Origin of the sequence: Nonomuraea sp. NPDC003804, from assembly GCF_040610675.1 — a bacterium.
Taxonomy (GTDB): domain Bacteria; phylum Actinomycetota; class Actinomycetes; order Streptosporangiales; family Streptosporangiaceae; genus Nonomuraea.
Map to the genome: position 1 here is coordinate 1 of NZ_JBEXMT010000070.1, position 10,764 is coordinate 10,764.

10 protein-coding genes, 4 tRNA genes and 1 pseudogene are annotated in these 10,764 nt (G+C 67.8%); 7 read left to right on the top strand and 8 right to left on the bottom strand.

Translation table 11 applies throughout. The features are described 5' to 3' along the window. Positions 1-280, top strand: a 280-nt coding sequence (locus ABZX22_RS44585; protein ID WP_354923277.1) for a hypothetical protein, incomplete at its 5' end; no start/stop codon positions are given. Beyond that, entirely contained in the window at positions 247-1,323 is a 1,077-nt protein-coding gene (locus ABZX22_RS44590; protein WP_354923280.1) for a zinc-dependent alcohol dehydrogenase family protein, read from the top strand. The genes ABZX22_RS44585 and ABZX22_RS44590, both read left to right, overlap by 34 nt. A 235-nt stretch (positions 1,324-1,558) precedes the next feature. On the opposite strand, the gene ABZX22_RS44595 is transcribed toward ABZX22_RS44590, so the two are convergent. Continuing rightward, on the bottom strand, positions 1,559-2,374 hold the full coding sequence (locus ABZX22_RS44595; protein WP_354923283.1) for an SGNH/GDSL hydrolase family protein: 816 nt from the start codon (positions 2,372-2,374) through the stop codon (positions 1,559-1,561). 220 nt (positions 2,375-2,594) lie between these two features. Between ABZX22_RS44595 and ABZX22_RS44600 the strand changes: the two genes are divergently transcribed. Further along, positions 2,595-2,723 carry a hypothetical protein gene (locus ABZX22_RS44600; protein ID WP_354923286.1) on the top strand — a complete coding sequence of 43 codons (129 nt, stop codon included), beginning with the start codon at positions 2,595-2,597 and terminating at the stop codon, positions 2,721-2,723. A gap of 586 nt (positions 2,724-3,309) precedes the next feature. On the opposite strand, the gene ABZX22_RS44605 is transcribed toward ABZX22_RS44600, so the two are convergent. The 4 genes from ABZX22_RS44605 to ABZX22_RS44620 all read right to left on the bottom strand — a co-directional run bounded on the left by ABZX22_RS44605 (position 3,310) and on the right by ABZX22_RS44620 (position 5,142). Continuing rightward, positions 3,310-3,386, bottom strand: a tRNA-Phe gene (locus tag ABZX22_RS44605). A gap of 5 nt (positions 3,387-3,391) precedes the next feature. Beyond that, positions 3,392-3,466: transfer RNA gene (locus ABZX22_RS44610), tRNA-Asp, on the bottom strand. 93 nt (positions 3,467-3,559) lie between these two features. Beyond that, positions 3,560-3,632: transfer RNA gene (locus tag ABZX22_RS44615), tRNA-Glu, on the bottom strand. Continuing rightward, entirely contained in the window at positions 3,610-5,142 is a 1,533-nt protein-coding gene (locus ABZX22_RS44620; RefSeq protein ID WP_354923288.1) for a metallophosphoesterase, read from the bottom strand. Before ABZX22_RS44620 ends, ABZX22_RS44615 begins: the two co-directional genes overlap by 23 nt. 93 nt (positions 5,143-5,235) lie before the next feature. Here ABZX22_RS44620 and ABZX22_RS44625 point away from each other — a divergent pair, with 93 nt between their 5' ends. Both ABZX22_RS44625 and ABZX22_RS44630 read left to right on the top strand, forming a co-directional pair. Next, positions 5,236-5,577 (top strand): metallopeptidase family protein, encoded by a 342-nt coding sequence (locus ABZX22_RS44625; protein WP_354923291.1) that lies wholly within the window; start codon positions 5,236-5,238, stop codon positions 5,575-5,577. A 117-nt stretch (positions 5,578-5,694) separates the two neighbouring features. After that, a complete protein-coding gene (locus ABZX22_RS44630; protein WP_354923294.1) occupies positions 5,695-6,981 on the top strand; it encodes an MFS transporter in 1,287 nt (428 codons plus the stop codon). A 14-nt stretch (positions 6,982-6,995) separates the two neighbouring features. Here ABZX22_RS44630 and ABZX22_RS44635 read toward each other — a convergent pair whose 3' ends face one another. Next, positions 6,996-7,334, bottom strand: a complete 339-nt coding sequence (locus ABZX22_RS44635) for a PspC domain-containing protein (protein ID WP_354923297.1) — start codon at positions 7,332-7,334, stop codon at positions 6,996-6,998. 65 nt (positions 7,335-7,399) lie between these two features. Between ABZX22_RS44635 and ABZX22_RS44640 the strand changes: the two genes are divergently transcribed. After that, positions 7,400-8,569: an acyl-CoA dehydrogenase family protein gene (locus ABZX22_RS44640; protein WP_354923300.1), complete on the top strand. Its 1,170-nt coding sequence runs from the start codon at positions 7,400-7,402 to the stop codon at positions 8,567-8,569. 52 nt (positions 8,570-8,621) lie between these two features. Further along, positions 8,622-8,697: transfer RNA gene (locus tag ABZX22_RS44645), tRNA-Lys, on the top strand. A gap of 81 nt (positions 8,698-8,778) precedes the next feature. Here the strand turns inward: ABZX22_RS44645 and ABZX22_RS44650 are convergent. After that, complete coding sequence (locus tag ABZX22_RS44650) at positions 8,779-10,035, bottom strand: tyrosine-type recombinase/integrase (RefSeq protein WP_354923303.1); 1,257 nt, start codon at positions 10,033-10,035, stop codon at positions 8,779-8,781. 454 nt (positions 10,036-10,489) lie between these two features. After that, positions 10,490-10,627, bottom strand: a pseudogene (locus tag ABZX22_RS44655) (IS701 family transposase); the annotation flags it as partial. Positions 10,628-10,764: the final 137 nt, after the last annotated feature.

The window sequence follows — 10,764 nt, forward strand, 5'->3', positions numbered from 1 at the left end:
TTCGTTGGTCGGCTCGCAGGAGCTGGTTTCCCACCAGAACAGCTGGAAAAGACCGACAAAACCGACGTATCTGGGCACCGGCGACCCGGCGCGGCAGCGCACGGACTACTACCCCCCTTGGCTGGACAACCTTGCCGACGAGGTGACGATGGGGGGCTCGGTTCTGAACGGGATCATGCGGCGGGGAGAGGACATTCGCACGGTGCCGGCCTATGCGCGCCCTCTCTACGAGTACCAGGGGATCTCATGGCGATGCCGCAATCCATGCGCGCGCTCGTAGCCGGAAAGGTCGGCGAGCCGGCCGATGTCCTGCGGCTGGAATCCCGGCCTGTTCCCACGCCAGAAGCCGGTCAGGCGTTGATCCGTGTGAAGGCGACTCCGATTCACGCCAGCGATCTGCACGTACTGCGTGGCCGCTACGGATTTTCCCCCGAGTTTCCCACTGTTGGTGGTCACATGGAATGCGTGGGCCGTATTGAGGCCCTGGGCCCGGACACCGAGGGGCTGGAGATCGGCGAGCGCGTGGTGACCGTTGCAGTCCCGGCGATACCCGGGCCCCATACGGCCGGCACGTGGCAGGAATACCTTGTCGCCGACACCCGAAGGCTCCTGCCGGTCCCCGACCATCTGAGCGACTCCGACACCTGCCAACTCGCCGTCAACCCGTTGACCGCGCTGCTGCTGGTGACACGCGAACTCGACGTACAGCCGGGTGAATGGTTGTTGCAGACAGCCGCGGGCTCCACCGTCGGCCGGCTCGTCATTCAGCTGGCCAGGCATCTGGGCATTCCGACGATCAATGTCGTGCGGCGGCGCGATGCCGTCAAGGAGATCAAGGCGCTCGGTGGTGACGAGGTCATCTGCACTGAGGACGAGGACCTGGTGCAGCGTGTGGCTGAGACAGCAGGACCGACTGGCGTGCGCAAGGCCATCGACTGTGTCGCGGGCCACGTGGGTGCCCAGGTATCCCAGGCATTGGCTCCGGGAGGAGAGCTCGTGGTCTACGGCGCGCTCTCCACCCATCGGCAGACCGACCCGGCAGCGCTGACGATCCCGCTGCAGGCACGCTCGGTCATCTACGAGACCAAAGCAGTCCGCGGCTTTTGGCTGAACCGCTGGTTCGGCACTGCCTCACCTGCGGATGCGCTGCGCGCGCTATCCGAGGTTCGCAGTCTCGTCGCTGACGGAGTGCTGACTATCCCCCAGGGCCAGCCGTTCCCGCTCGAACGCTTCACCGAAGCCATCTCGCTCGCCGAAACACCCGCACGTGGCGCCAAGCCACTCTTCGTCTTCGGCAACGGCTGGGACGACGACGACAGGTAGGACGCGGTATTTGGATGGCGGGCGCCTGTCGCGGGCGGGCTGTCGGCGGTGGTCGTGCACAGACGCCGACGTCTGGCCCAACCGGGCCGCCGCTCTTCCGCTCACGATGCAGACGCTCCAAGCGAAACGGCCATCATCAGGCTGAGGGCGGTGGTCCGCCATCGGGGACATGCCCCAGCGAGGGGTCTGGCGCCCACCAGCAGGGAGAGCTGGCTCCTCTTCCGCGCCGGGCGCCTCAAACCGGCAGACGAGGCCGACCGTGTTCAACGTGCAGGGTGCGGGACAGCCAGCCTGTGACGAGGTCGGCGATCACGGTGCCGGCCTGGTCGTTGAGGTGGATCTGGTCGGTGAGCATGGTCAGGCCGTTGCCGGTGGCGATGTCGTCCCATGAGCGGCGCAGGAGATAGTGCTGCAGGGCGACGCGCAGCGCCAGGCCGAAGCTGAAGGCGAAGCGGGGCGCGGTGCCGTTTGAGCGGATGTGCTCGGCGATGCGCTCATTTGCCGGCAGGTAGGCGACGCCCACACGGGTGGCGGTCTGCCTGATGGCGGCGTTGTAAGGGGCAAGTTCCTGGTCGGCCGGGCCGTCGAGGTCCTCGCCCAGCGGGGGCGCCGACAGCAGGGCGATGCGGGCGGTGGTACGGGACTGCAGCCGGCTGACGATCTGTTCCAGGTTGGTTTGGAAGCGGGTCACGGGAATGCCGTTGCGGGCGTCGTTGGTGCCGATGAGGATGGTGACGGCGTCCGGACGGCAGGCCACGACCTGCTCCAGGCGGCCCAGCAGGTCGGCGGTGGTATGGCCGTTGATGCCCGCGTTGACGAACTCGTGCCCGCCGGGGCCGAGCCGCTCGCGCAGCGCGCCCACCCAGTCGGCGCTGAGGCTGGCGTGGGTGAGGCTGTCGCCGAAGGCGACCGTGACGGTGTGGGTTCCGGGCCTGGGCCCACGAGTGCGGAACTTCTTGGGCGTGTTGGCGGGCGGGCGGCGGAAGGCCAGGTACATCAGGGCGCTCAGGCCGCCGATGAGGAGCAGGATCAGGGTGATGGCAACGATCATGGTGATCTCCGGTGGACGGTGAGCTGGAGGTTTCAGCGGGTGGTGGGTGCTGTTGACAGCCAGTGGGAGGTGAGGCCGGTGATGATGGCCGCGCCGCGGTCGCTGAGGTGGACGTGGTCGATGAGGAGCTCGCGTCCGCCGGCGCGCCTGGCCCCTGTTCTGGATCGAGTGGACGGCACTCCTCAAGACCTACGGCGACGAGAGCGAGGTCGAGAGCCTGATGACCGAGTTCACGCCGGGCGCCTGGGCCAGCCTGGCCGTGCACGTGCTGGTCGTGCCGACGGCGATCGTCACCGCCCTGTTCGTGCGGCGGCTGAGCGCCATGCAGGCAGTCAGACTCGACGATTGACCCAGGTCGGGAACGCCGGATCAGCAGCCATCGAGGGCACCCAACAGTTACCGGGCGCTGAGCCGCGACGTGATCCCGCTGGCCGAACCGGCCGCTGAGTGGCCGGTCGGTTCGCCGAGTGCCCCACACCATGGGGGTCGAGGCGCCGAGAGCGCGCTTTCAGGGGCGCCGTTAAGGATCGACGCATCAGGAGCGAAGTGATGAGGACGCTCAGGGCAGCTCGTTCCACATCCTTGGACGTGGAACGGCTCGGGCGACCGCGGAACGCGAGCTTGAAAATCGGACGGCAGCGGACACCGATCGTTCCGGAAGTCGTTCCATATCTACCGTTCCATAACGGCCGTACGGAATCGAACTTCGGAGCGGTTCGACGGCGTGCGCGTGACTGATTTCACCTATGTCCTCAGCCGCAACGGCGCCGCAGAGATCGCTGATCGCTGCCTCACGGACAAGCCGACCCCAGCCGGGGAGAGACTGCTTGAAGCAGCCTTTCGAGTAGAGGACTAGAGCGAAGCCGTACTGTCGTCAGAGCAACAAAAACGCCCCGGAGCGATAATCGCTTCGGGGCTTCTTTGCAGCTCATGAATGGTGGTCAGGGGCAGGGTCGAACTGCCGACCTTCCGCTTTTCAGGCGGACGCTCGTACCAACTGAGCTACCTGACCCAGAGCGGTCCTGACGGGACTTGAACCCGCGACCTCCACCTTGACAGGGTGGCGAGCACTCCAAACTGCTCTACAGGACCTTGCTTTCGTTCCGGCCTTCCGGCCGAACCGCCTCGCTTAGCTTACCAGTCTTTCGGAGGTCTTCGACCTTCCGTCCGGCTGGTGTCGCCGTGTGCCCCCAACGGGATTCGAACCCGTGCCGCCGCCTTGAAAGGGCGGTGTCCTAGGCCGCTAGACGATGGGGGCCCGGGACTTTCGTCCCGTTCCTGACGTCTTCCGTTGGAGACCTCTGAAGCATAGGGGACGAGTGCCCCAAGTGCCAAAGTGGTTGTCCACCGGAAGCTCCGCTGACGCTTCCCGTTGGCGACGGGGACGTCGTTGGTGCTGGGGAAATCATACGTCGAGGGTCCGGCTCGACGTGACGCTGGATGTGCACCGACTGCTCTCCGAGGCCGCCGAGTGTGATGTCGTCCCAGGCCTGGAGCCTGTGCGTGGTCTTGTCGAAGTACAGAACCGATGCCTGAACTGGTGTCGGTTCGGCGTGTTCGAGGGCGCGGAGTCCGGCGCCGCCGGTGGAGCCCTGGACGAGGACGCGGGTGCCGGACGGCAGGAGCGTGGTCGAGCGGCGGTGGGAGTGGCCGGCCAGGACCAGCGGAGCGAATCCGGAGAAGCCCTTGGCCGCGTCGGGATCGTGGATGGCGACCAGGTCGACGGGAGAGGGCTGCGGCAGCCGTACGGCGTGCTCGCGGCCGAACTCGCGCATGCGGGCCGGATCGTTGTCGGCCGGCACCGACTTGTCGGGGGTGAAGCGGGGGTCGCCCAGGCCGTAGATGCGCAGCCCGGCGACGGTGGTGGAGTCGTCGTCGAGGACGACGGCGTTCTTCTGCGCGGCGACCGCGCGCTCAGTGACCTTGGAGTCGTGGTTGCCGCGCACGAAGACGTACGGCACGCGGAGCTTGCCGATCTCCTCCATGAAGGCGTTCTCGGCCTTGGTGCCGTGGTCGGAGATGTCGCCGGTGTCCACGATGACGTCGACCATGAACTGCTCCTTGAGCGAGCGGACGACGTTCCACGCGATCGGGTTGATGTGGATGTCGGAGACGTGCAGGACCTTGATGGAGGCGGGGGCGGGGTCGTAGGTGGGGAGCGCGGAGACCGTGTCGTACAGCTTGGAGACGTTCGTCACGAGTTTGGTGAGCTGCTGGCGGTACGACTCGAACTTGGTCACGATCGACTGGGCGCTGCCCACGAGGGACGGCGCGGCGGCGATCAGCCCCGAGTAGCGGGGCTCCACGAGGGAGCTGGGGCGGAAGGTGAGGGCGGCGACGGCGCCGGTGCCAGCGAGGGCGACGGCGGCGGCCAGCAGGCTGTAGAGGGCGACCCTGGGCCGGCGGAAGACGAGGTATCCGGCGAGCAGCGCTCCCGCGGCCGCGCACAGCAGGGAACGGATCACCAACGCCTGAACTCCGCCGCGCAGGTCGTCCTCGATGATCTCGGGCAGCCGGGTGGCGAGCTTCGGGTCGTCGATGAAGGCTCTGGCCTTGTCCTGGTCGATGTTCTCGAGCGTGATGCGCAGGCGGAGCGGCGCGTCGTGGCTGCGGAACCTGAGGGTGCCGAGCGGGTGGGCGTCGACCACGGTCTCACCGGTCAACGCGGGCCTGAGCGACATCCCCGTCTCGACGGGGCCGACCTGGGCGCGGACCGTCCCGCTGAGGATGATGCCGAGCCACGCGCCGACCGCGGACACGAGAAGCACCGCCGCGACCCGGGCAGGCCGCGACCGTATGACGGTTCTGATGACGTTCATACGCCTTCTTGCCTACCCGACGGACGGGGCAGAATGGCAACCGTGATAGAGGTCTCCCGGGAGAAGTTCGAAGAACTCGTGGCCGAAGCATTGGACACGATCCCTCCCGACCTGACCCGCGTGATGGACAACGTCGTGGTGGTGGTCGTGGACGACCCGCCGGAGCCTGATCTTCTCGGGCTGTACACCGGTGTTCCCCTGACGCAGCGCGGCGATTGGTACTCGGCGGTCCTGCCCGACCGCATCGAGATCTACCGCAACCCCATCTGTGAAATGTGCGACAGCGAGGCACAGGTCGTGAAGGAAGTGCAGATCACGGTCGTCCACGAGATAGCGCACCATTTCGGGATCGACGACGAGCGGCTCCATCAGCTGGGCTGGTGATCGCGGGCCCGCTATTACAGTTTGCAAGAGCTTGGCTGCTTTCGGTTGCGCCGCAGCCCCCTCCCCGGCACCTTAGGTCACATAGCGAGCACACTGAGTCAGGTTCAGCGGGGACCTATGGGGGCTAGGCTTCCGGGGAGGCACAGGCGTGCCCCTGAACGGCGGGCCACGTACGGCGAGGTCTTCGCCCTACGTGAGTTCCGCGCGCTCTGGTACGGCCAAGGCCTTTCCCTGCTGGGCGACCAGCTCGCCCAGGTGGCGCTGGCCGTGCTCGTGTTCCACCGGACACAGTCCGCCCTCGCCACGGCCGCCGTCTACGCGCTGACCTACCTGCCGTCGATCCTCGGCGGGCCGCTGCTCGCGGGCCTGGCCGACCGCTTCGCGCGCCGCCGGGTGATGATCGTGTGCGATCTCCTGCGCGCGCTGCTCGTGGCCGTCATGGCCGTTCCCGGCATGCCGTTCGCCGTGCTGTGCGTGCTGGTGTTCTTCGTCGTACTGCTCAGCGCGCCGTTCTCGGCGGCCAGGGCGGCGCTGCTGCCCGAGGTGCTCGAGGGCGACCGCTATGTCATGGGCTCGGCCCTGCAGAACATGACCAACCAGGCCGTCCAGATGCTCGGGTTCGCCGCCGGCGGCGCCGCGATCGCCGTCCTCGGGCCCTACCGGGCGCTGGCGCTGGACGCGGCCACCTTCCTCGCCTCCGCGCTGATCCTCGTCTCGGGGGTACGGCGGAGGCCGGCCGCCGGCCGTACGGACGGGAAGAAGCCGTCGATGTGGCACATGACGCGCGCCGGAGCCGTGCTCGTCTTCGGTGACAGGAAGCTGCGCACGCTCGTCCTGTTTGCCTGGCTGTGCGGGTTCTACGTGCTGCCCGAGGGCATCGCGGTGCCGTACGCCGTGGAGCTGGCGAAGGACGCGTCGCTGCCGGTACCGGTGATCACCGGCCTGCTGATGGCGGCCATGCCGGCGGGGACGGTGCTGGGGGCCTTCCTCCTCAGCAGGTTCGTCTCGCCCGCGGGGCGGCTGCGCGCCATGGGGTGGCTGTCGATGCTCACGTGCGCGCCGCTGATCGTGTGCGCGATGCGGCCGTCGCTGGCGGTCGTGCTGGCCCTGTGGGTCCTGTCGGGGGTCGGGGGCGCCTACCAGCTCGCGGCCAACGCCGCCTTCGTCCAGTGCGTCCCGGCCGAGCGGCGCGGCCAGGCGTTCGGCCTGGTGCAGTCAGGGCTGATGGCCGCGCAGGGCATCGGCATCCTGATCGGCGGCATGGCCGCCGAGAGACTCGGCCCCGAGCCCGTCGTCGCCCTGGCGGGGATCAGCGGGGTGACGGTCGCGGCCGTGCTGGCCATGATGTGGACCGAGTCTCGCGGCGACATCGTCGCCAGAGTGCGCGCCCAGGCCGCCGCCTGAGCCCGCCGGCACGGTCACGCCTGCGGCTTCTGGTCACCGGGCATGCCGGGCTCCTGGCGCTGCCAGCCCGCGGCCGGGCTGTAGTCGGGGGTCGCCTGGTGCCAGGCGTCCTTGGCCTGCCTGTTGTTGATCAGGTCCTGGACGATCGAGGTGTTCTTGCCCTCCTCGGGCATGAGCAGCCAGCCGATCGCGTAGACGCCGATGCCGGCGCCGCCGAACAGCGTGGCGATCGCCAGGCCGATCCTGACCAGGTTGGCGTCGATGCCGACGTAGTCGCCGATGCCCGAGCAGACACCCGCGATGATCCTGCCCTGGCGGGTCCTGCGCAGCTGCTTGAAGTTCGATTCGCTCATGGCTCAAGACTGCCCCCGGGCCCGCTGTTTCCACATCGGGATTGCCCCTGGTAGAACCCTGGGGTATGGACGACTTGCTACGGGTCGACTTGCTACGGGTCGACGACAAGCTCACCGGCGACCAGAAACTGATCAGGGACACCGTCCGGTCGTTCGTCGCCGACCGCGTCCTGCCGTACGTGGGCGACTGGTTCGAAGAGGCCGTCTTCCCCGCCCGCGAGCTCGCGCCCGCCCTCGGCGAGCTGGGGCTGCTCGGCATGCATCTCGAGGGGTACGGCTGCGCCGGCACCGACGCGACCTCGTACGGCCTGGCCTGCCGCGAGCTCGAAGCGGGCGACTCGGGGCTGCGCTCGTTCGTGTCGGTCCAGGGTTCGCTGGCCATGTTCCCCATCTGGAAGTACGGGTCCGACGAGCAGAAGCGGCAATGGCTACCCCTGATGGCCTCAGGGTCGGCCATCGGGTGCTTCGGCCTCACCGAACCCGACCACGGATCCGACCCCTCCGCCATGCGCACCTTCGCCAAGCGCGACGGCTCCGACTGGATTCTCAACGGATCCAAGATGTGGATCACCAACGGGTCCGTCGCCGACGTGGCCGTCGTCTGGGCTCAGACCGACGACGGCATCCGCGGCTTCGTCGTCCCGACCGACACGCCCGGATTCTCCGCGCCCCCGATCCACAAGAAGATGTCGCTGCGCGCGTCGGTGACCTCCTCGCTCTACTTCGACGACCTCCGCCTGCCCGGCTCGGCCGTCCTGCCCGGCGTGACCGGCCTGCGCGGGCCGCTCTCCTGCCTGTCGGAGGCCCGCTTCGGCATCCTCTGGGGCGTCGTCGGCGCCGCCCGCGCCTGCCTGGAGACGGCGCTCGACTACGCGCGCACCCGCGTCCAGTTCGACCGGCCCATCGCCGGATTCCAGCTCACACAAGAGAAGCTTGCGTGGATGTACGTCGGACTGGCACAGTCGTCGCTGACCGCTTTCCACCTGGGAGCCCTGAAGGACGCGGGGGCACTCACGCCCCAGCAGATCAGCTTCGGGAAACTCGCCAACGTGCGGGCCGCGCTGGACATCGCCCGGCAGGCCCGCTCGATCCTCGGCGGAAACGGGATCACACTGGAGTACCCGGTGATCAGGCACATGACGAACCTGGAGAGCGTGCTGACGTACGAGGGGACTGAGGAGATCCATACGCTGGTGCTGGGAGAGGCGTTGACCGGGTTGTCGGCGTACAGGTGATGTGCCTGACGTCGCGCGGGGGGCGGTAGCCTCTGTACCCTGCATCTTGCGAGGGGCGTTAGCTCAATTGGCAGAGCTGCGGACTTTTAATCCGTAGGTTCCGGGTTCGAGCCCCGGGCGCCCTACCACCTTCACCTGCGGTTCCTTCCCTTATGGGAAGGTTTCTTGCTGATCGTGAGACACGTGTGGGCCATATCTGGGTCACTTGGTCAGGCCGCCGCCTTCCGGAGGTTGCGGGCGGTCCTGCGCGCCTTGCCCAGGACCAGCCGCACGATCGCCTGGGCTGAGCGGTGATACACCTCCGGCAGCACCGAAGTGTAGATGTCCGAGGTCACCACGATGCTGCCGTGTCCCAGCGTGCCCTGCACCACCCGCAGATCCGAGCCCGAGGCCAGGGCGAGGGTTGCCGTACCGTGCCGTAGGTCGTGCAGCCGGATCGGTGGCAGGTTGCTGGCTTGTACCAGCTGGTGGAACCGGACGGTGAGATAGTCCGGCCGGACCGGGGACCCATCCGTCCGGGCGAAGATCGGCCCGGATTCGTTCCAGGCGTCGCCCAGCAGCTGTCGCTGGGCCTGCTCGTGGCGGCGCAGTAGCCGAACCGTCTCGGGGTCCAGCGCGACGATCCGTCGGCTGGCAGCGGTTTTCGGTGGACAGGCGATCAACCCATCGTCGGTGTGCACCAACTGCCGGCTCACGGTGAGCTCCCGCCGGTCGAGGTCCAGGTCCACCCAGCGCAGACCGGCCGCCTCGCCGCGGCGCAGACCGCGCAACGCGATCAGCTGCCACAGCGGATACAGCGGGTCGCCACGGGCGAAGGCGAGGAACTCGGCCAACTGCTCAGCGGTCCACACCGCCACCGCGGGCCGCTCGCCGCTTCGCCGCCATGCCGCGACCCGGCGCTCGGTCCACACCTCGGGGTACGGCTGGCGCGGTGCGGGCAGCCGGATCATGCGCGCCGGGTTGGATGCCAGCAGGCCCTCACGAACCGCGGCGTTCAACGCCGTGCGCAAGGTCGCCCGGATCCGAGGCAAGGTGGAGGACGCGATCAGCTGTCCATACCGGTTGCGGCGCCTGGCCAAGACGGCGAACATTCGCGCGATGTCGCAGCTGGCCAGCTCGGCCAGCTCGATCCGACCCAGATACGGGATCAGATACAGCCGCACGTGATCGGCGTAGGCCTCGCGGGTGCTGGGCCGTAGGTGTGGCTGCATATCCAGCCAGCGGCGCAACCACCGCGCCAGGGTGTATCCCCCGACCGCCACATCGTTCCGATCGGCCGCGATCACCTCACGGCCCGCCTGACGGGCCTGCTCGGCGGTGGCGAAGCCGCCGCGCCGCCCGGCCAAGCCGCTCACCTGCACCGCGAAGTACCAGCTCCCGTGCCAGGCCTCGGCGAGCCGCACACAGCGGCCTCCCAACTGCTTGCCTGAAACCGCATCGGCGCATCCGCACCGCTTGTAGGCCACACACCGATCCCGATGACGTCTCATGGCCTTGCCCCTTCTGCTCGCCGCTCAGAGCAAGACAACGCCCGCAGCCTTCAGCTCACAACAACAGCTCGGCATCCACAGGGACCTGTGCCTCGGGACTGCCGTCCACCAAGGTCGCGGTGAGCGGTACTAACTTGATCTATACCTGCGTGTCGTGGACGCGGGTTGAGTTCCACGCCACAGGCCACCATGGCGTGCTCGGATCTGCGTGCCCTCTCACGGCGTTTGTGCAGGCTGCTGACGATCGGCTCGAACCGCTCGGCTTGGGGCCGTCAGCAATGGCGTAGGGCCCAGGCCCCGGTGGTCGAGCCGTGCGGAGCGCCATGCTGCACAGCCAGACGGCCGTACTCCTTGACCGCCTCTGATCGTCAATCCAGCGTCGCGGGTGTGGCACCAAGCGCCTTGAGCAGGGCCATCACCACGAAGAAGCCTTCCCCTCGATCGGGGCCAGCAGTCCCCGCACATACGCCCGAGTCCGTCGCCGCGGCTCCGGCCTGCCGAATCGGCCCGCGACCCGCGCGAACAGGTCATCCAACCCCGCTACCCACGCCGCAACCTCGTGATCCATCACAAGAGCGGCACGCTACACACCTAAGATCGCAAACTGATGCTGGAGTACTAGTACTACAGTCATGTTTTGTGATCTATAGTCGCGTTCGTGTCGGATGTGGTGACGTCTGAGGATCTCCAGTCGTGGGCGGCCGG

What these genes read in the sequence shown, in the direction of transcription:
- ABZX22_RS44600 (WP_354923286.1), top strand. Translation starts at nt 2,595, where the DNA reads ATGACCGAGTTCACGCCGGGCGCCTGGGCCAGCCTGGCCGTGCACGTG.
- ABZX22_RS44630 (WP_354923294.1), top strand. Translation starts at nt 5,695, where the DNA reads ATGGGGGCTAGGCTTCCGGGGAGGCACAGGCGTGCCCCTGAACGGCGG.
- ABZX22_RS44640 (WP_354923300.1), top strand. Translation starts at nt 7,400, where the DNA reads ATGGACGACTTGCTACGGGTCGACTTGCTACGGGTCGACGACAAGCTC.
- ABZX22_RS44595 (WP_354923283.1), bottom strand. Translation starts at nt 2,374, where the DNA reads ATGATCGTTGCCATCACCCTGATCCTGCTCCTCATCGGCGGCCTGAGC.
- ABZX22_RS44590 (WP_354923280.1), top strand. Translation starts at nt 247, where the DNA reads ATGGCGATGCCGCAATCCATGCGCGCGCTCGTAGCCGGAAAGGTCGGC.
- ABZX22_RS44635 (WP_354923297.1), bottom strand. Translation starts at nt 7,334, where the DNA reads ATGAGCGAATCGAACTTCAAGCAGCTGCGCAGGACCCGCCAGGGCAGG.